Below are 20,115 nucleotides of genomic sequence, written 5' to 3' on the forward strand. Positions count from 1 at the left end.
TCTCAGCCTGCCAGAGCCTGGTCCACCAGCGCCTTGGCGGCCTGCTGGACCTCGATCAGGTGGTCTGCGCTCTTGAGGGATTCGGCGTAGATCTTGTACTTGTCCTCCGTGCCGGACGGGCGCGCGGCGAACCAGGCGCTGTCCGTGGTCACCTTGATGCCGCCGATGGCCGCGCCGTTGCCCGGTGCGTGGGAGAGCACCGCGGTGATCTGCTCACCGGCCAGCTCGGTGACCGTGACGTCCGAAGCGCCGAGGTGGCCCAGCCGCGCCTTCTGCTCGCGGCTGGCGTCGGCGTCCACGCGGGCGTAGTACGAGCGGCCGAACTCGGCCTCCAGCTCGGCGTAGTGCTGCGAGGGGGTCTTGCCGGTGACCGCGATGATCTCGGAGGCCAGCAACGCCAGCAGCAGACCGTCCTTGTCCGTGGTCCACGTGGAGCCATCCATGGCCAGGAACGACGCCCCGGCCGACTCTTCGCCACCGAAGCCGATCGAGCCGTCCATCAGGCCGGGCACGAACCACTTGAAGCCCACCGGCACCTCCACGAGGCGGCGGCCGAGCTTGGCTGCCACCTTGTCGATGATCGACGACGACACCAGGGTCTTGCCGATGCCGGCGTCGGCCGCCCACCCCGGGCGATGTGCGAACAGGTAGTTGATCGCCACCGCCAGGAAGGCGTTGGGGTTCATCAGTCCGTGGTCCGGGGTGACGATGCCGTGGCGGTCGGAGTCCGCGTCGTTGCCCGTGGCGACGCTGAATGAGTCGCGCTGCGCCACCAGCGAGGCCATCGCGTTGGGGGAGGAGCAGTCCATCCGGATCTTGCCGTCGGTGTCCAGCGTCATGAAGCTCCACCGGGGATCCACCCGCGGGTTGACCACCGTGATGGGCAGGCCCATCTCGGCGAGGTGCTCCCAGTACTGCACCGACGCCCCGCCCATGGGGTCTGCCCCGTGCACCAGCCCGGAGGCCTTGATGGCGTCGAAGTCGATGGCGGTGGACAACTCCTGGCAGTAGGGGGTCCGGTAGTCGTACCGGTTGACCTCCGTGGACCCGTAGCTTCCCCGGCGGATGCCGGAGGGATCGCCCATCAGCTCGTTGGCGCGGGCGGCGATCACCGAGGTGGCGTCCGAGTCCGCGGGGCCCCCGGTGGGCGGGTTGTACTTGAAGCCGCCGTCGCGAGGCGGGTTGTGCGAGGGGGTGACGACGATGCCGTCGGCCTTGGCCGAGTTGAGGCGGTTGTAGCGGATGATCGCCCGCGACACCGCGGGCGTGGGCGTGTACTCGTCCTCGCGCTCGGCGCAGATCTCGACGCCGTTGGCGCCAAGCACCTCGATGGCCGTCTTCCACGCGGGCAGTGAGAGGGCGTGGGTGTCCTTCCCGATGAACAGGGGGCCGGTGGTGCCCTGTTCGGCGCGGTATTCGACGATGGCCTGCGTGGTGGCCGCGATGTGGAGGTCCTGGAAGGCGGTGTCCAGCGACGATCCGCGGTGCCCGGAGGTGCCGAAGACCACCATCTGGTCTGGGTTGGTGGGGTCCGGGGTGCGGTCGTAATACGCGGCGAGTAGCTCGTCGACGTTGATGAGGTCCTGTTCCTGGGCCGGCTGGCCGGCTCGCTCATGTGCCATGGGCCCATCCTTCCACCCCGAAGGCCGGGTTGCATGCGGTTGCCCTGGGGTGGGTCCTGGTGGGCTGGCCGTGGCACCGCTCGCCCGGCATCGCCTGGCGCTGAGTCAGGTCAGAACAGGACCGTGGCCAGCCTGCGACGGGCCTTGAGGACTGCGGGATCAGTGCGGCCCACCACCTCGAACAGCTCCAGGAGCCGCACGCGGATGGTGTCGCGGTCCTCGGGGCCGGATTGCGCGGCCAGCCCGAGCAGCCGGTCGAAGGCCTCCGGGTAGCGGCCGCTGATGATCTCAAGATCCGCCGCGTCGAGCTGGGCGGCGAGATCCTCTGGGTTGGCGTTGGCACGCTCCACGATGGCGGCCGGGTCGAACGAGGCGCTGCGATCCAACAGAGCTGATTGGGCGCGCCCGGCGATCACCTCGGCGTCGCCAGGGGTCTCCTTCAGCAGGACGTCGAACTCGCGCACGGCGGCCGCGTAGTCCCCGGCCTCCAGCGCGGCGTCGGCCTTCGCGAAGCGCGGGTTCGCGACCGGCGCGGCGGGCGCACCCTCGGCGGCCGGGGCACCGGACACGGGCTGGGCGCGCCCCGTCATCCCGTTGGCGACGGCGAGCTGGGCGATCTGGTCCAGCACCGCCGAGATCTCCTCGCGGGACTTGGTGCCCTGGAACAGCGGCGCCATCTGGCCGCCGATGACCGCCACGACGGTGGGCACGGCCTGGATCTGGAGGGCCTGGGCCAGGCGAGGCTCTGCGTCCACGTCGACCCGGCCCAGCAGGAATCGGCCGCCTGCGGCGTTGACCAGCTCTGCCAGCGCGGCGGAGACCGCCTGGCCGTTGGGGTCTCGCGGGGAGTGGAACTCGAGGATGACCGGATGCTGGGCCGACATCGCCGCCAGGCCCTGGAAGTCCGCCTCCGACACCTGGGTGACGTAGCCGCCGCCGCTGCTGCTGGGGCGCGCGGGCTGGGAGAGGGCGGAGAGGTCCACGGCGCCGGGGCGCGAGAAGTTGGCATCAGTCATGGCCCCCATCTTGGCCGCACACCCGGCCTCGTTCAACTGACGGCGATCACCGCGCCAGGTCCGCGCAGCCGGTACCGGCCCCCGCCCAGGTCCGCGCCGTCGTCCCACGAGGCGAGCAGGCGCCCACCGAGTTCCACGTCGCGGCCGGCGCCCCGGGTGGCAGCCACCCGCACGTTGCCGCGGTGCAGGACCACGGTGTCGTCGTCGATGATCTCCACCCGCGTGGCGCTGAGGTCCGGGGAGCCGACGCCGGGCTCGGTGCGGCGCAGCTGCAGGAGCCGCCGGTACCAGCGCAGCATCCTCGCGTGCGCTGGCTCGCTCCGCTCATCCCAGCGGAGCACCGCCGAGCGCCAGGTCTCCTCGGCCTGCGGGTCCGGCGTGGGCACCGACCACCCCGTGGCCTCGAACTCGCGGGCCCGGCCCTCCGTCACGAAGGGGCCCAGCTCCGGGCCGAGGTGGCTGAAGTAGGGGAAGGGGGTGGAGGCGGCCCATTCCTCGCCCATGAACAGCATCGGCGTGAACGGTCCGAGCAGGTAGAGGGCCGCGGCGGCCGCCTGCAGGTCCGCCGAGGCGTGCTGGGCGAATCGGTCGCCCACCGCCCGGTTGCCCACCTGGTCGTGGTTCTGCAGGAACACCACGAAGGAGTGCCCGTCGTAGTGGGGGCTGTCCGGATCCACCGGCGCGCCCCACTCCTGGCCGCGGTAGGTGGACAGGGCGCCGTCGTGGACGAAGACCCGGGTGAGCGCCTTGGCGAGGACCTGGGCGGACCCGAAGTCCACGTAGTAGCCCTGCTGCTCGCCGGAGAAAAAGCTGTGCAGCGCGTGATGCACGTCATCTGCCCACTGCGCGTCCATGCCTGCCGCCCAGGTACCGGACCCGGCAGGGGCCATCATGGAGGGCTGATTGAGGTCCGACTCGGCGATCAGGCTCAGCGGCCGACCGGTCTCATCCGCCCACCTGGCCACGTTGAGGGACAGCTCCGCGAGGAAGTGCTCCTCGGAGTTGTCCTCCAGCGCGTGCACCGCGTCCAGCCGCAGCCCGTCCACGCCGACGTCGACCAGCCAGTGCCGGGCCGAGTCCAGGAGGAACCGGCGGACCTCCGCGCTGCCCTCCCCGTCCAGGTTGACCGCGTCGCCCCAGGGGGTGGTGTGCTGATCCGTGAAGTAGGGCCCGAAGAGGCTGAGGTAGTTGCCCTCGGGGCCGAAGTGGTTGTGCACCACGTCCAGCACCACGCCGAGCCCGCGATCGTGGCAGGCGTCGACCAGCCGCACCAGCCCGGCGAGGCCGCCGTAGTTCTCGTCGGCGGCGTACAACGCCACCCCGTCGTAGCCCCAGCCGCGACCCCCGGGGGCCGCCGCCACCGGCATCAGCTCCACGGCCTCGATGCCCAGCCCCACGAGGTGATCAAGCCGTTCGATCGCCGCGTCGAAGGTGCCGGCCTCGGTGAAGGTGCCCGCGTGCAGCTCGTAGAGCACGGCGCCGCGCAGGTCCAGCCCCGTCCACGTCGTGGCGCGCTGGAGCAGCGACGGGTCCACCACGGCTGAGGGGGCGTGGACGCCGTCGGGCAGCCACAGGGCCCGCGGGTCCGGGAGCGGCGGGCCGCCGTCGAGGCGGAACGCGTAGCGCTCCCCGGGGGCAAGATCGACCTCCGCGGCGAACCAGCCGTCGCCGCGACGCACCATCTGGTGCTCGCCGGACGTCGTCACCATCGCCACCTCGCGGGCCAGCGGGGCCCACACCTCCGGCCTCATCGGGCCACCAGCAGCGCGACGGGGAGGGTGGCCAGCACCTCGGCCAGGGAGGTGGAGCCGCCCGGGAACTCGCGCCCGGTCAGCGCATCCACGAACGGCGCCTCAGGCAGGATCACCTGATGCTCGCCCCATCCGCCCCGCTCCGCCAGCAGCGCCGGGAGGCGCGTGGCCACCGCGACCGCCGCGACACCACCGTCGCGCACCCCCCGGGCGAACGCGACGGCGTGGCCGCTGGTGCTGGGCACCGGCGAGTAGGTGGCGGACTCGCCACGGAACGCGTCCGGGAGGTCCCGGCGCAGCCGCAGCGCCCGGCTGGTGACGAGCAGCTTCTCCGCGTCCAGGCTCTGCTGCGCGGAGCCGTCGACGGCGGCGAGCAGGTCTGCGCGCGCGACGTAGTCCACGGCGCGGCGGTTGTCCGGGTCCACGAGCGAGAGGTCCACGATCTCGCACCCCTGGTAGACGTCCGGGACGCCCGGCATGGCGAGCTGGATCAGCTTGGCACCGAGCACCACGCAGCGCACCGACTCGGCGACGGTGGCGGTGAAGGCATCCAGGGCGGCGCCGCAGCGCTCGTCGGCGAGCACGGCGTGCGCCAGCCCGAGCACCGCCTGCTCGTAGGCGGGATCCGGGGACGGCCAGGTGGTGTGCAGCTTCGCCTCGCGCATCGCCTTGGTGAGGTAGCCATCGAGCCGTTCGGCCGTGATGGGCGCCGCGCCGGCGGTGGTGCCGGGCAGCCGCCAGGTGGCGGCCAGGGTCTGCCAGAGCAGCAGCTCGGTGGCGCCGTCGACGCCGGAGCGCTGCGTTTCGGTGGCCGACCGCAGCTCCGCGACGCACGCCTCCCATTCCTTCGCGTGCTCCAGGAGCGCGGCCAGGCGTGCGCGGACGTCCTCCGATCGCTTGGTGTCGTGCGTGGACAGGGTGGTCATGGTGGAGGGCCAGGTGCCGCTCAGGTCCTCGCAGAAGCTGTGGAACGCGTCGACGGAGACGCCCACCAGCGTGGGCTCGCTGCCCACCTCGTTGACGCCGACGAACCGGTTCCAGCGGTAGAAGGCGGTGTCCTCCTTGGACTTGGCCATCACCGGCCCGCAGGTCTGGGCGAAGCGGACCATGAACTCGGCGCGCAGCTCCGCGACCCCGTGCCCCTCGGCAGGCAGCTCCGTGGTGACGGACCCGGAGCCGACGGTGGGTAGGTCCTCGGCACCACCCGGCACGCCCGGCCTGGTGTCGCCGCAGGCCAGCGCGACGATGAGGTCCAGGGTGGCCTGCTCGTCGTCGTCGAGCTGGGGGCGGGCGCGGTCGGCCGCCTCCAGGATGACGGCACGCTCCTCGGGTGGCGCGGGGAGGCCCGGCTCCACGTAGGCGCGGTAGCGGTCCATCGACACCAGGAGCGCCCGGATGGCGCGGTCCAGCTGGCGGCGGGTGTGGTCGCGCAGCCGGACGTCGGCCTCGCACACGGCCACCGCGATGGAGACCAGCCGGTTCACCTCGGCGAACAGCATGGTGCGCACCACCTCGTCCTTGGCGCGCAGCAGCATGGCCCCGAACCAGCCCTCGTTGCCGGCCACCCGCTCCCACAGGTCGTTGAGGCGGGGCAGCTGCGCCGGATCGTGGAACAGGCCGTCTACCCGCAGCAGCGCGTCGTAGCCCGTGGTGCCGGCGCAGCGGGAGCCGGCGGGCAGGGTCTCGTGTGGCTCCAGGATCTTCTCCACCACCACCCAGCAGCCGCCGGTGGCGCGGTGCAGCTTCTGCAGGTAGCCGCGCGGCGTGGCCAACCCGTCGGGGTGGTCGATCCGGAAGCCGTCGATCAGGCCCTCGTCGTAGAGGCGAAGCAGCAGGGCGTGGCTGGCGTCGAAGACGGACTGGTCCTCCACCCGGATGGCGGCGAGGGTGTCCACGTCGAAGAAGCGGCGGTAGTTCAGCTCCTCGTTGCCCACCTTCCAGTACGCGAGCCGGTACCACTGCTGATCCAGCAGCTCGTCCAGGGGGAGGTCCTCGGTGCCGGGCCGGATGGGGAAGACGTGATCGTGGTAGGCCACCACTGTCTCCGTGCCGCCGTCGATCTCCCGCTCTACCACCTCGATGGTGCCCTCGGCCAGCTCGTCGCCGATCCGGCGACCCAGCATCGGCATCAGGATGGCCCGGGAGCGGCTCACGTCGATGTCGAACCAGCCGGCGAACTCGGACTCCGGCCCCGTGCGCAGCACGTCCCACAGCGCCCGGTTCAGCCACAGCGGGGTGGGCACCGCCATGTGGTTGGGTACCACGTCGACGACGATGCCCAACCCGTGTTCGCGCGCGGCAGCGGCGAGGCGCCGGAAGCCCTCCTCGCCCCCGGTCTCCGTGGAGACGCGGGCGTGGTCGACGACGTCGTAGCCGTGCACCGACCCGGGGGCCGCCTGCAGGATGGGGGAGCAGAACAGGTGGGTCACCCCCAGTGAGGCCAGGTACGGCACCTGCGCCGCGGCGTCGTCGAACGTGAAGGACGCGTTCAGTTGGAGTCTGTACGTGGAGGCTGGGGTGGCTGTCACACCCCCAGCCTAGAAGGCCACGCCGCCGGAGTCGATCAGCCGCGCCTCCTGCGCACCGCCTTGACCGCCTCCTCGACGAGGATCACCACCAGCCCGGCCCCGGCCGCGACACCCCAGTGCGCCCAACCGAGCGACGCCGTGCCGAAGGCGTTCTGCAGCACCGGAAGGTAGACCACCGCAACCTGCGCCAGGAGCGCGCCGGCCAGCGAGAGCCACAGCCAGGCGTTGGTGAAGAGGTGATCGACGATGCTCGCCTTGTCCGAGCGGCTGTTGAGCGCGTTGGCCAGCTGCATCACCACCAACGAGGTGAACACGGTGGTCCGGGCCAGGTCGAGCTCGCCTCCGGCGGGCGCCAGGTGCTCGAGGCCGCCGATCAGCCCCCCGGGCAGGGTGAGGTCGTAAGCCACCAGGGTGAGCAGGCCCATGAGGGCGCCGATGACGAGGATGCGCTGCCACATGTGGCGGTCGATGATGCGTTCGTCGAACCGCCGCGGCGGGCGGCCCATCACGTCGTCGATCTCCGGATCCACCCCCATCGCCAACGCCGGACCCGAGTCCGTGACCAGGTTGATCCACAGGATCTGCGTGGCCAGCAGGGGAACCACCGCGGCGCCCGGCGCCGACGGGTCCGCCAGGCCGATGACGCCACCCAGCGTCACGCCCAGGAACACGGTGGCGATCTCGCCCATGTTGGAGCTCAGCAGGTAGCGCATGAACTTGCGGATGTTGTCGAAGATGACCCGTCCCTGGCGGACCGCGGCCACGATCGTGGCGTAGTTGTCGTCGCCCAGGATCATCTGCCCGGCTTCCTTCGTGACGGCGGTGCCGGTGATGCCCATCGCCACGCCGATGTCCGCGGACTTCAGCGCCGGCGCGTCGTTGACGCCGTCGCCGGTCATCGCCACGATGTGCCGTCCGGCCTGCAGCGCGTCGACCACCCGCAACTTGTGTTCGGGGGCCACCCGCGCGTACACGCGGGCGTCGACGGCGGCGCGCGCCAGCTCCTCGTCGTCGGATTCGTCGACCTGGCGACCGGTGACCACGACGGGGCTGTCGGTGCCCGAGATGCCCAGGTCCGCCGCGATCCTGGCCGCGGTGACGGGGTGATCCCCGGTGATCATCACCGTGCGGATGCCGGCCCGGTGAGCCTCGGCGATGGCCGCGGCGGCCTCCTCGCGCGGTGGGTCCAGCAGGGCGACGACGCCGAGGAAGGTGAGGTTGCGCTCGGCGGACTCGCCGAAGGTGTGCGACTCGGCGGCGGTGGCGCCGCGCCACGCCACGCCCAGGGTGCGATAGCCCTCGGCCCCAAGCTCCTCGATCGTGTGAGCCAGCTCGTCGCGCCGGGCCGGCGTGAGCGGGGTGGTGTCCTCGCCCACCTGTTCGTCGGTGCAGCGCTCCAGCAGCACGTCCGGGGCCCCCTTGGCGTAGAGCACGTGGCCCCGCGACGGGTGCGTGCTGAGCACCGACATCATCTTGCGCTCGGACGTGAACGGCACCTCGCCGGTGCGCGCGTGGCCCGAGATGAGTTCGGCGGCGCCGTCGAGCTTCCGGGCGCCGACGAGGAACGCGGCTTCCGTCGGGTCGCCCTGGATCTGCCACGAGCCCTCCAGGTGGGTGAGCTGGGCGTCGTTGGCCACGGACCCGGCCACCAGCGCCCGTCGGGCCTCGTCCAGGGTTGGTTCGACGTCGCCCTCCACCAGCACCTCGCCCACGGGGGTGTACCCGGTGCCGCCGAGGGTGACCCTGCCGGAGGCCGTCACCACCTCGCGCAGCGTCATCTCGTTGCGGGTGAGGGTGCCGGTCTTGTCCGAGCAGATCACTGAGACCGACCCCAGCGTCTCCACCGAGTGGAGGTCCTTCATCACCGCGTTGCGGCGCGCCATGGCCTGAACCCCGATGGCGAGCACGAGCGACAGGATCGCGGGCAGGCCCTCCGGGACGGCGGCCACGGCCAGCGAGACGCCCATCAGCAGGATCTCGACGGCGCCCTCGAGTGTGTTGACCCGGTTGACCAGGGCGGTGGTGAGCATCACCACCACGGCTATCCCGACCACCAGCAGTCCTAGCGTCTGGGAGATCCTGCCGATCTCCGCCTGCAGCGGGCTGGGCTCGGCCTGGGTCTCGTCCAGCAGGGTGGCGATGCGCCCCATTTCGGTGTCCATGCCGGTGGTGGTGACCACCGCGCGGCCCACGCCGCGGGCCACGGAGGTGCCCTTGAACACCATGTTGCGGCGGTCGCCGATGGCCGCGGGCTCCGGGAGGGCGGCCGGGTCCTTCTGGGTGGCCTCCGATTCGCCGGTCAACGAGGCCTCCTGCGTGAGGAGGGACGTGGCGGTGAGGAGGCGGGAGTCCGCGCCCACGGCGTCGCCCTCGGCGAGGACGAGCACGTCCCCGGGGACCAGCTCCGCGGAGGGGACGGAGGCGAGGAGTCCGTCGCGCAGCACGGTGGCGCGGGTGGCGGTCATGCCGGCCAGGGCGGCGACGGCGCGTTCGGCCCGATTCTCCTGGACGAAGCCGATGACGGCGTTGGCCACCACGATGACCGCGATGACGATCGCGTCCACGGGCAGCCCGGTGCCGCCCTCCACCACCCAGGCGATGATCGAGATGACGATGGCGGCCAGCAGGAGGTAGATGAGGGGGTCGGCGAACTGGCGCAGGAACCGGCGCCAGGCCCGCTCTGGGGGAGTGGCCCGCAGCTCGTTGCGCCCGTACAGGTCCTGGCGGGCGGCCACCTCGGCGGGGCTCAGCCCCACCGACGGGTCCACGCTCAGGGCGAGGGCCACCTCGTCGGAGGGAAGGAGGGTGACGTCGCGGGTCGCGAGGGGCATAGCCCCATTGTTCCCCCCCGTTGGCTGAGGTGCCGCGGAGCGGCCTCGAAGCCTGAGAGACTTGAGCGGACGACGTTGCGCTTTCTAGGCTTCGAGTCTCGTCGCTGCGCTCCTCGAACCTCAGCCAGCGAAGTTCGCGAGTCCTCAGGGGACAGGGTGGCCGTTCTCGGTCATGCCGCGGTAGCCCGTCAGCATCAGGGCGATCCTCCGCGCGGACAACTCCGTCACGTGGAGGTGCACGTCCCCAGGCTCCACCCAGTGGATGGCGCGGATCTCCCGGTCGTCGGTGCCCAGCTCGGCCGCGACCTCCGGCGCCAGGACCCCGCCGTCGAAGATGAACTCCACCGCGTCCGACCACCCAAGGTAGGGCGGCATCCAGTCGGTCAGCAACGGCTGCCCGAACGTGACCTCGATGCCCAACTCCTCCATCGTCTCCCGCTCGCCCCCGGCGCGGGGCGTCTCGTGCGGCTCCACCACGCCGCCGGGGAGCTCCCAGTCCTCCTTGTAGGAGGTCTCGAGCAGGAGCACCAGGCCCTGCTCGTCGCGGAACAGGGCGTGGGAGATCACCCGCTTGGTGGGAAGTATGGAGTCCAGGACCCCGGAGAACCCGTGCGGGCCGTAGACCGTGTCCACGGCGAGGCGCGAGTAGATGAGGATGTCGCGGAAGACGCCTGGTTCTGGCTCGACGGCGGAGCGCAGCCGCCCCTCCAGGCGGAAGCCGCAGCGGTGGAGGGCCACCCGCGCGGCCGTGTCCCACTCCGGCAACTCCACCTGCAACCGGCGCAGCTCGTGCGCGAGGATGGCGTCGTCGGCGGCCAGTGAGAGCGCGCGGCGCAGTGTGTCCACGTCGACCTCCTGCTCGGCCCACCGCAGGGTGCCGACGCCGCCGACGATGTCCACCGACACCTTGAAGTCGCTCACGTCACGACCGTACCCGGTGGGTCCCGCGCCACGCGACACGGGGGCACCCACCGGGGAGACGGATCAGTCGGCCTGCCGACGCAGCCAGATGGAGCCCAGCGGGGGCACGGTGACGCGTGCGCGGGCGGGGAAGTGGCCCCAGGGCTCGTCGTAGGCGGTGACCTCGCCGAGGTTGCCGAACTCGCCGGACCCGTCGTAGGTGGGCGAATCCGTGTTGAGGATCTCCTCCCACGCACCGGCGGCGGGAAGTCCGATCTCGTAGTCACGCAGCGGCTCCGGGGAGAAGTTCGTCACGCACGCGATGTGGTTGTAGTCCTCGTCGTGGCGCACCCAGGAGAGGGCGTTGCGGCCCGCGTCGTCGGCGTTGATCCAGCTGAAGCCCTTCGGCGAGCTGTCCAGCTCGTAGAGGGGGCGGTTCGACTTGTAGATGTGGTTGAGGTCCCGGAAGAGACGCTGCAGGCCGCCGTGGCCCCACAGCTCGCTGACCCACCATTCGAGGGAGACGGACTCGCTGAACTCGGGCCGCTGTCCGAACTCGCAGCCCATGAAGATCAGCTGCTTGCCGGGGAAGCTCCACATGAAGGAGTAGTAGGCGCGCAGGGTGGCGAACTTGCGCCAGTCGTCCTGCGGGACCTTGTTGATCATGGATCCCTTGCCGTGGACCACCTCGTCGTGGCTGATCGGCAGCACGAAGTTCTCCGAGTAGGCGTAGACCATGGCGAAGGTGAGCAGGTTGTGCTCGTACTGGCGGTAGACCGGGTCCAGCTGCAGGTAGCGCAGCGTGTCGTTCATCCAGCCCATGTTCCACTTGAAGCCGAAGCCGAGGCCGCCCTCGTGGACGGGCTTGGTGACGCCGGCGAAGCTGGTGGACTCCTCCGCGATCATCAGCACGCCGGGCTCGCGCTCGTAGAGGTGACGGTTGCAGTAGCGCAGGAAGTCGATGGCCTCGAGGTTTTCGCGGCCGCCGAACTGGTTGGGCACCCATTCGCCCTCTTCGCGGGAGTAGTCCAGGTAGAGCATGGAGGCGACGGCGTCCACCCGCAGGCCGTCGATGTGGAACTCCTGGATCCAGTACAGCGCGTTGGAGATGAGGAAGCTCTTCACCTCGTTGCGGCCGTAGTTGAAGATGTAGGTGCCCCAGTCCTGGTGCTCACCCTGGCGCGGGTCCGCGTGCTCGTACAGGGCGGTGCCGTCGAAGCGGCCGAGCGCCCAGTCGTCCTTGGGGAAGTGGCCGGGCACCCAGTCCATGATCACGCCGATGCCGGCCTGGTGGAGCCTGTCCACGAGGTAGCGGAGGTCGTCCGGCTTGCCGAAGCGCGACGTGGGGGAGAAGTAGCCGGAGACCTGGTAGCCCCAGCTGGGCTCGAACGGGTGCTCGGACAGCGGCATGAACTCGACGTGGGTGTAGCCCTGCCACTTGACGTAGCTGACGAGCTCCTCGGCCAGATCGAGGTAGCTCTTGCCCTTGCGCCAGCCGCCGAGGTGCACCTCGTAGACGCTCATCGGCTCGGCGTGGGCCTGGGAGGCGCGTCGCTTGGCGATCCACTCGTCGTCGTCCCACACGTACTTCGACTCGTAGACGATGGACGCGTTGGCCGGCGCCTGCTCGCTGAACTTGGCCATCGGATCGACTTTCTCGATCCAGCGGCCGTCCTGGGTCTCGATGCGGAACTTGTATAGGGTGCCCTCGTCGAGGCCCTCGATGAACGCGCCCCAGACGCCGGAGCCGGGGATCAGCTCCATCGCGTCACCGGTCCACCAGTTGAAGTCCCCGATGATGGAGACGGACTTGGCGTTGGGGGCCCACAGGGCGAAGCGCACCCCGGTGACGGTGCCCCTCTCGTCGTCCTCGACTGTGACCACCTCGCTGCCGAGGCGCTTCCACAGCTCGGTGTCTCCACCACCATGGAACCCTTCGAAGTCCCAACCGGTAAGTCCACCGAAGCGGTCGTGCGCCATTTTCTTGACTCCTTCGAAGCGATGTCGTTTGCGCGCCAATCTAGCGTGCCGAGCGTCGCCGCGGGCGGACTGAGGCCGCACCGCGGGGGTTCCGCGGGTGCGGGTTATGGGATCGTTATCAACGATTCGAGGTGCTGGAGGGGGACCTGCAGCAGGTGCGGGCGGAACCGGGCCTCGTAGACGGCCTCGTATCCTGCCTTGTCCGTCTCGTAGGCGGCCAGCACCGGGTCCCCGGCGTCCGCGTCGATGCCGTAGCCGCGCAGGAATGCGGATCGGCACTCGGCCAGCCATCCGGCGGAGGCGCCGCCGGCGGCGCGGGCGTAAGCGAACGAGCGCAGCATCCCGGCCACGTCACGCAGCGGCGAATCGGGGAGCCGGCGCTCCTCCATGGACTTGAGGGGTTCGCCCTCGAAGTCCACGTAGCGCCACCGGCCCTCGCTGAGCAGCACCTGGCCCAGGTGGCAGTCCCCGTGCACGCGCTGCGCGGGCAGGCGGGCGTGGTCGATGGCGGCGAAGACCGCCTCCGCGGCGTCCGCGTAGGGCGCCACCGCATCCACCTCGGCGACCACCGCGGCGAAGCGACGGCGGCAGTCAGCGGCCAGGGCTGCGCCGTCGACGGTGGCCGTGGCCAGCCGTTCGGCGAGGACCCTGTGCACCGTGGCCAGCGCCTCGCCCAGGGCATGGGAGTGCTCGGCGAAGCTGCGGCCCTCGGTGGCGTACTCGCAGGCCAGGACGTAGCCGTCGGTGGGCTCCGGCAAGGACTCGAGGAAGACCGCCAGGTCTGTGCCGTCCCAGGTCCACGCCCCGTACAGCTCCGCCACCACGCCGGTGCCGGCCAGCGCGGCGTGGAGCTCGACGTCCACCGAGCGCCCGGGCTCCACGCGCCGGAACACCTTCACCAGCAGCTCGTCGCCGAAGAAGACCGAGGTGTTGGACTGTTCGCCGGCGTAGCGACGGGCAGGCAGCCCGGGCGCCACCGCCCGGTACCGCTCGAAGCCGGGGGCCTCGTCGTGGAGGGCGCGCAGCAGGACGCCGCCCTCGTCGCAGGCGTCGGTGGGCTCACCGTCGCGGTAGAGCAGCGGGACGTGGAAGCGCTCCTGGTGGCCGTCGTCGAACTCGACGACGAGCAGCGCGGGACGCAGCGCGGGCCCGGCCCACGGGCCGAGCTCGACGCCGACCGGGCGACCGCTGCGCCCTGAGAACCAGCGCGAGCTGAGCGCCAGGTCCCAGAGCTGCTGCTGCAACTCCGTGCTCACTCAGCCACCACGTGGAAGATGTGCGCCGGCTTCCCCGGCCACAGCTGCACCCAGGACCGCTCACCCCAGACGTACTCCTCGCCGGTGAGCTCGTCGACCACCCGCACGCTGCCCTGCCCGTGGACGCCGAGCGCGCCGAAGTCCAGCATGATGTCCGAGGACACCGTGTTGTCCGGGTCCAGCGAGCACACCACCAGCACCGTGTCCGTGCCGTCGTTCTTGGAGAAGACGATCACCGAATCGTGGGGCGCGTGGTGGAAGTGGATGTCGCGCAGCTGCTGGAGGGCGGGGTGCGTGTCGCGGATCTGGTTGAGCTTGCCGAGCAGCAGGTTGAGGTTGGGCTGGGCGTTGAAGTCACGCGGGCGGTACTCGAACTTCTCCGAGTTGAGGTATTCCTCCTTGCCCGGGGCCAGCGCCTCATGTTCGAAGAGCTCGAAGCCGGAGTAGACGCCCCACGTGGGCGACATCGTCGCGGCGAGGATGGCGCGGATGGAGAACGCCGCGTGATTGCCCGACTGCAGGAAGAACGGGTTGATGTCCGGGGTGTTGACGAAGAAGTTGGGCCGGTAGTAGGACGCCATCTCCTGGGACAGTTCGGTCAGGTACTCGGTGAGCTCCCACTTGAGGTTGCGCCACGTGAAGTAGGTGTAGCTCTGCTGGAAGCCCACCTTCCCGAGCGCCGCCATCATCTGCGGGCGGGTGAACGCCTCGGCGAGGAAGATGACCTCCGGGTTGGTCTCATGGATGCGCTCCATCAGCCAGTCCCAGAACTCCACAGGCTTGGTGTGCGGGTTGTCGACGCGGAAGATGGAGACCCCGTGGTCGATCCAGAACCGCACGATACGCAGCACCTCGTAGTAGATGCCCACGGGGTCGTTGTCGAAGTTGATGGGATAGATGTCCTGGTACTTCTTCGGCGGGTTCTCCGCGTAGGCGATGGTGCCGTCGAGGCGGGTGCTGAACCACTCCGGGTGCTCCACCACCCAAGGGTGGTCCGGGGAGGCCTGCAGTGCCAGGTCGAGGGCGATCTCCAGGCCCAGCGAGCGGGCCTTGGACACGAAGGCGTCGAAGTCGTCGAAGTCGCCCAGGTCCGGGTGGATCGCGTCGTGGCCGCCGTCGGGGGAGCCGATGGCCCACGGCGAGCCGGGATCCTCCGGGCCGGGGTTCAGCGTGTTGTTCCTGCCCTTGCGGAACGCGGTGCCGATGGGGTGGATGGGCGGCAGGTAGACCACGTTGAAGCCCATCGCGGCGGCGGCCTCGAGGCGCTCGTGCGAGGAGTTGAACGTGCCGGAGTGCCAGTGGCCGTCGTCGTCCTGCCAGGCGCCCTGCGAGCGGGGGAAGAACTCGTACCACGACGAGTACAGGGCCCGGCGGCGTTCCACGCGGATGGGGAACTCGGCGGTGGGCGAGACGAGCTCGCGGGGGCCGAAGCGGGCCATCGCCCGGGTGATGGGGGCGGAGGTGATGAGCTCCAGCATCTCCTCGACGTCGGTCTCCGGGTTGACTGTCTCCGCGGCGGCGCGGAGCAGGTTGGCGGCCCCGGGGACGCGCATCGAATCGGCCTGCTGCGCGGAGCGGGTGAGGAGGTCCCGGCCCTCCAGGCACACCAGCTCCACGTCCATGGACACCGGCAGCTTCGCCTCGGCGTGGTGGCGCCAGGTGCCCCACGGGTCGCTCCAGCCCTCGATGCGGTAGGTCCAGTCGCCCTCGGCGGCCATCCGGACGTACGCCTGCCAGATGTCGAGGCCCTTGGGCTCGACCTGCTTCATGTCGATGCGGCGCTGGGTGCCGCCCGGAGAGGTCAGGATCACCGACGCGTTGACCGAGTCGTGACCCTCCCGGAACACGTTGGCCTGAATCAGCAGCCGCTCATGGACGACTGACTTGACGGGGTAGACCCCGCCCTCGATCACGGGGGAAGCGCCGGTGACCGGGATGCGGCCGAGGCCGCCGTCGGTCCGGACGATGCGCTTGAGGGACATGGTTGGGTAATCCGCACTCACGCCCGTCAGCCTAGCTGGCGGGGCGCCCTGCATGCACCGTTCAGGAGAGCAGATCCAGCGACGACGGCTCGGCCTCCGCCTGCAATGCGAGCAGCTCGCGGGTGCTGGTGGGCACCTGGACCCGCATCAGCACCACGGACCGGGCCGGCATTGTCATCTCGGCCAGGGCCGGCAGGACGCCTCCGGGCAGCTCGTAGGACTCGGCACTGTGCCACACGATCTCGTAGCCGTAGCCCCACGGAAGGGTGGGCAGCGTCAGCGGCACCGGGGCAGCGCCCGAGTTGAACCAGGTGAGGAACGCCTCGCGCTCGTCCGAGACGTACATGCCGAGCAGGCGGCGGCCGCCGTCGTGCCAGGCGTCGTGGCTCATCTCGCCGAACTCGCCGTCCATCCAGGTGAGGTCCACGCGCTGCAGGTTCTCGCTGTGCTCGGTGATGATCTCGGTGTGGTACGCGAAATCCACCGGGCGGAGCACCGGGTGGCTCTGACGGAGCTTGATCAGGGCGGCGATGCGGCTCTGTACCTCGAGCCACTCGAACGGGATGTCCCAGCTGACCCACGAGAGGGGGGAGTCCTGGCAGTAGGCGTTGTTGTTGCCCTTCTGGGTGCGGCCGAACTCGTCGCCCGCGGTGAGCATGGGCGTGCCGGCGGCCAGCAGCTGGGTGGCCATCAGGTTCAGCACCTGGCGACGGCGCAGGGCGTTGATCTCCGGGTCCTCGGTCTCGCCCTCCCAGCCGTGGTTCCAGGAGCGGTTGTTGTCCGAGCCGTCGCGGTTGGCCTCGCCGTTGTCCAGGTTGTGCTTGACGTCGTAGCTCACCAGGTCCCGGAGGGTGAAACCGTCGTGGGCGGTGATGAAGTTGATGCTCGACTGCGGCGCGCGGCCCGGTTGATCGAAGATGTCCGGGGAGCCGGCCAGGCGCGTGGCGAGTTCCTGGACGCCGTGCACGGCGCCGCGCCAGTAGTCGCGGATGTGATCCCGGAAGCGGTCGTTCCACTCGTACCAGCCGGGGCCCCAGGCGCCCACCTGGTAGCCGTACGGGCCGATGTCCCACGGCTCGGCGATCATCTTGATGCCCTCGAACGCGGGATCGGACTCCACCAGCCGCTTGAACGCGTGGTTGTGGTCCACGTGGTGCTGCTCGTCGCGGATCAGGGTGGTGGCCAGATCGAAGCGGAACCCGTCCACGCCCATCTCGGTGACCCAGTAGCGCATCGAGTCCAGCACCAGCTGCAGCACCATGGGGTGCGAGGTGTTGACCGAGTTGCCGCAGCCCGTGACGTCGTAGTCGTCCCGGCGGTCGTTGGTGAGTCGGTAGTAGGCGTCGTGGTCCAGGCCGCGCATGGACAGCGTGGGCCCCTCGTGGCCGCCCTCGCCGGTGTGGTTGTAGACCACGTCGAGGATCACCTCGATGCCGGCCTCGTGCAGCGCGCTGACCATCTGCTTGAAGTCGGCCACCTGGTTTCCGACGGTGCCGCGGGTGGCGTAGTAGGCGTGCGGGGCGAAGAAACCGAGCGAGTTGTAGCCCCAGTAGTTGCGCAGCCCCTTGGTGGCCACGAACGGCTCCGAGACGAAGTGATGCACGGGCAGCAGCTGGATGGCGGTGATGCCCAGGCCGGTCAGGTACTCGAGGACCGACGGGTCCGCCAGCGCCAGATATGAGCCGCGGAGGTGCTCGGGGACCTGCGGGTGCAGCTTGGTGAAGCCGCGCAGGTGCGCCTCGTAGAGGATGGTCTCCGACATGGGCCGTCGGCGCTCGATGGGCTTCGGCGGGGGCGTGTCCGCCACCACCACGCTCAGCGGCACCGCCCCGAAGGAGTCCCGGGTGGAGATGCTGAAGGGGCTGCCGGGGATGTGGTCCAGGATGGGGCCGCGGAAGTCCACCCCGCCGCTGATGGCGCGGGCGTAGGGATCCAGCAGGAGCCGCGCGGGGTTGAATCGGCTGCCCGACGACGGGTCCCACGGCCCGTGCACGCGGAAGCCGTAGTGCTGTTCGGCGTCAACGCCGGGCACCTCGACGGTCCAGATGCCCTCATCGTCGCGGGTCATCTCGATGTTGTGCTGCTGGTTGAGAGGATCGATGAGCGCCAGCTCGACCCCGGTGGCACGCGGCGCCCACAGGCCGAAGCGCACGCCATGGGCGGTGATGCGGGCGCCGAGGGCGCTCGTATCAGGCGGGGTGAGGGATGTCATCGGTGGCTTCCTGGAATCGATTTTTTCGACGGCGCCCCATTGTGCCACTTTCTGGCACAAACTCCACTTCGCTGGGGGGTTTGCCGTCGTGGCGGCCTGGCTAGCATGGACGGCGGGAGTCGCGTGTGCGGGGCCCGACAACGAGGGGGAGCCGTGGAGTCCGTCTATCTCGACCATGCCGCCACGTCCCCGCTGCGCCCTGAGGCTTTGGAGGCGTTCGTCGCCGCGTCGGGGCTGGTGGGGAATGCCTCGTCGTTGCACCGGCCGGGGCAGCGCGCCCGGCGCCGGTTGGAGGAGGCGCGGGAGGAGTTGGCGGCTGCGGTGGGCGCGCACCCGACGGAGGTTGTGTTCACGTCAGGGGGATCTGAGGCGGACACGATCGCGGTGCTGGGGGGTTGGGAGGCGGGACGGTCGCGGGGTCGGGGGCGGTGTCTGGTGTCGGCTGTTGAGCATCCGGCGGTGCTCGGGGCGGTGTCGCGGGGGGCCGAGGTGGTGCCGGTTGGTGCTGATGGTGTTTTGTCGCTGGAGGCTGCTGCCGGGTTGATGGATCAGTCCGTGGCCGTGGTGTCGGTGATGTGGGTGAACAACGAGACGGGGGTTGTGCAGCCCGTTTCCGAGGTGGGGGAGTTGGCCGCGGCGGTGGGGGCGTGGATGCACACGGATGCGGTGCAGGCGTTGGGGCATCTGCCGGTGGACTTCGGTGCCAGTGGCTTGGATCTGATGAGCGTGTCGGCGCACAAGATCGGGGGGCCGGTGGGGATCGGCGCGCTGTTGGCCCGGCGGGGGGTGGTGCCCTCCGCCGTCGGGCTGGGCGGTGGGCAGGAGCGCGAGGTGCGGTCCGGGACCCAGCCCGTGGCGTTGGCGGCGGCGTTCGCGCGGGCGGCGAGTGTCGCGGTGGGGGAGTTGGAGGCTGAAGTGTCGCGGGTTTCGGCGTTGCGGGATCGAGTGGCGGAGGTGTGCGTGGCTGCGGGCGGCCGGTTGAACAGCTGGCCTCGGCCGGCGGGTACGGGCGTGCCGAGTGAACCCCTGCCGGAGGGCGCGCCGCACATCGTCAACGTGACCTTCGACGGGGTGCGCGCAGACGATCTGCTGTTCCTGCTGGACCAGCGGGGGATCGCGGCGTCGGTGGGGAGCGCGTGCCGGGCGGGGGTGCATCAGCCCAGCGAGGTGCTCCTGGCGATGGGGAGGACGTCCGACGAGGCGACGCAGTCGTTGAGGTTCTCGCTGGGCTGGACCACGACGTCGTCCGACATCTCGCGGCTGGTGGAGGTCCTCCCGGAGGCCTTGAGCGTCGCCCGCTCCGCCTTCTGACCCCCTAGTTCGCTCCCTGAGGAGGCCGGCGTCGCGGAGCGACCGTCGGCTGTCCCCACCGCTCCCTGAGGAGGCCGGCGTCGCGAAGCGACCGTCGGCTGTCTCGAAGGGTCGTGACGCAACCCGTCCGCTGACCCGCCCCAGCGGTGGGTGCCGGCAGCCGTGAGCCGAGCCACGGGCGGCCGCGGACAAGGGTCTCCCCATGTGCAACGACTGGGCTGTGGTCAAGTGGTGAGGCCGCCCGTGCCTCGTCTACCGCCTCCCCGCACTTGATCGCCCGTGGCGTTCCCAATCCGGGCGTGTGCCGTCAGGGCTGCCCGGCTCAGGTCTGCTCAGGCGGGAGGCCAGCTGGGTGATCCTCGGGTTGGGCATCCCGACGCCGTACCACCCTGACGACCCACACCCTCGCGGTCAGCCCGCGTTCTTCGAGGTCTGGCTCAGCGTCAATGACACACCTCCAGAGAATCCCTTCTCTCACGGCTAGACTCCCGTTCACGAGTGGTCTTGATGGGGGAGCTTGGTGTGATCGACGCAGAGACTGGCGCTTCCGAGCCCATGGAAGTAGTCCCGGTTCGGATGTCATCCGAGCGCGGCGCGACCGCAGTGGAGTACGCGATCATGGCTAGCCTCATCGCAGCAGTGATTGTCACGGCGGTGACCGTCTTGGGGACCCAGGTGAATGCGCTCTTTCAGTCCCTCATCACGGAGATGGGCTGGTAGTAGTCC

General features: G+C 70.3%; 12 protein-coding genes. 2 read left to right on the plus strand and 10 right to left on the minus strand.

What is annotated here, in order from left to right:
- Positions 1–2 precede the first annotated feature (2 nt).
- The 10 genes from pgm to glgX all read right to left on the minus strand — a co-directional run bounded on the left by pgm (position 3) and on the right by glgX (position 18,078).
- Positions 3–1,622 (minus strand): phosphoglucomutase (alpha-D-glucose-1,6-bisphosphate-dependent), encoded by a 1,620-nt coding sequence (pgm, locus tag ACZK39_RS04110; protein ID WP_182799856.1) that lies wholly within the window; start codon positions 1,620–1,622, stop codon positions 3–5.
- A gap of 110 nt (positions 1,623–1,732) precedes the next feature.
- A complete protein-coding gene (locus ACZK39_RS04115; RefSeq protein WP_463612587.1) occupies positions 1,733–2,638 on the minus strand; it encodes a tetratricopeptide repeat protein in 906 nt (301 codons plus the stop codon).
- A 32-nt stretch (positions 2,639–2,670) separates the two neighbouring features.
- Positions 2,671–4,389 carry a malto-oligosyltrehalose trehalohydrolase gene (treZ, locus tag ACZK39_RS04120; protein ID WP_463612588.1) on the minus strand — a complete coding sequence of 573 codons (1,719 nt, stop codon included), beginning with the start codon at positions 4,387–4,389 and terminating at the stop codon, positions 2,671–2,673.
- Positions 4,386–6,917: a malto-oligosyltrehalose synthase gene (treY, locus tag ACZK39_RS04125; RefSeq protein ID WP_463612589.1), complete on the minus strand. Its 2,532-nt coding sequence runs from the start codon at positions 6,915–6,917 to the stop codon at positions 4,386–4,388. The genes treZ and treY overlap by 4 nt, the downstream gene beginning before the upstream one ends.
- Positions 6,918–6,952: 35 nt before the next feature.
- Complete coding sequence (locus tag ACZK39_RS04130) at positions 6,953–9,748, minus strand: cation-translocating P-type ATPase (RefSeq protein ID WP_463612590.1); 2,796 nt, start codon at positions 9,746–9,748, stop codon at positions 6,953–6,955.
- Between the two features lie 144 nt (positions 9,749–9,892).
- Positions 9,893–10,669: an NUDIX hydrolase gene (locus ACZK39_RS04135; RefSeq protein ID WP_463612591.1), complete on the minus strand. Its 777-nt coding sequence runs from the start codon at positions 10,667–10,669 to the stop codon at positions 9,893–9,895.
- Between the two features lie 63 nt (positions 10,670–10,732).
- The gene (gene glgB / locus ACZK39_RS04140) at positions 10,733–12,628 is read right to left on the minus strand and encodes a 1,4-alpha-glucan branching protein GlgB (protein WP_182799862.1); all 1,896 of its coding nucleotides are present in this window, start codon (positions 12,626–12,628) and stop codon (positions 10,733–10,735) included.
- Between the two features lie 104 nt (positions 12,629–12,732).
- On the minus strand, positions 12,733–13,884 hold the full coding sequence (locus tag ACZK39_RS04145; RefSeq protein WP_463612592.1) for a phosphotransferase: 1,152 nt from the start codon (positions 13,882–13,884) through the stop codon (positions 12,733–12,735).
- A complete protein-coding gene (locus ACZK39_RS04150; protein ID WP_463612704.1) occupies positions 13,881–15,866 on the minus strand; it encodes an alpha-1,4-glucan--maltose-1-phosphate maltosyltransferase in 1,986 nt (661 codons plus the stop codon). Before ACZK39_RS04150 ends, ACZK39_RS04145 begins: the two co-directional genes overlap by 4 nt.
- Before the next feature lie 61 nt (positions 15,867–15,927).
- A complete protein-coding gene (gene glgX, locus ACZK39_RS04155; RefSeq protein WP_463612593.1) occupies positions 15,928–18,078 on the minus strand; it encodes a glycogen debranching protein GlgX in 2,151 nt (716 codons plus the stop codon).
- Between the two features lie 153 nt (positions 18,079–18,231).
- Here glgX and ACZK39_RS04160 point away from each other — a divergent pair, with 153 nt between their 5' ends.
- Together ACZK39_RS04160 and ACZK39_RS04165 are read left to right on the plus strand one after the other, a co-directional pair.
- Positions 18,232–19,389, plus strand: coding sequence for a cysteine desulfurase family protein (locus tag ACZK39_RS04160; RefSeq protein WP_463612594.1), 1,158 nt, complete (start codon positions 18,232–18,234; stop codon positions 19,387–19,389).
- A gap of 522 nt (positions 19,390–19,911) precedes the next feature.
- Positions 19,912–20,109, plus strand: a complete 198-nt coding sequence (locus ACZK39_RS04165; protein WP_463612595.1) for a Flp family type IVb pilin — start codon at positions 19,912–19,914, stop codon at positions 20,107–20,109.
- Positions 20,110–20,115 lie beyond the last annotated feature (6 nt).

The organism is Tessaracoccus luoxuelianae (assembly GCF_055326245.1).

Coding starts and splice junctions, on each gene's coding strand:
- pgm (WP_182799856.1), bottom strand. CDS start 1,622: ATGGCACATGAGCGAGCCGGCCAGCCGGCCCAGGAACAGGACCTCATC.
- ACZK39_RS04115 (WP_463612587.1), bottom strand. CDS start 2,638: ATGACTGATGCCAACTTCTCGCGCCCCGGCGCCGTGGACCTCTCCGCC.
- treZ (WP_463612588.1), bottom strand. CDS start 4,389: ATGAGGCCGGAGGTGTGGGCCCCGCTGGCCCGCGAGGTGGCGATGGTG.
- ACZK39_RS04130 (WP_463612590.1), bottom strand. CDS start 9,748: ATGCCCCTCGCGACCCGCGACGTCACCCTCCTTCCCTCCGACGAGGTG.
- glgB (WP_182799862.1), bottom strand. CDS start 12,628: ATGGCGCACGACCGCTTCGGTGGACTTACCGGTTGGGACTTCGAAGGG.
- ACZK39_RS04150 (WP_463612704.1), bottom strand. CDS start 15,866: ATGTCCCTCAAGCGCATCGTCCGGACCGACGGCGGCCTCGGCCGCATC.
- glgX (WP_463612593.1), bottom strand. CDS start 18,078: ATGACATCCCTCACCCCGCCTGATACGAGCGCCCTCGGCGCCCGCATC.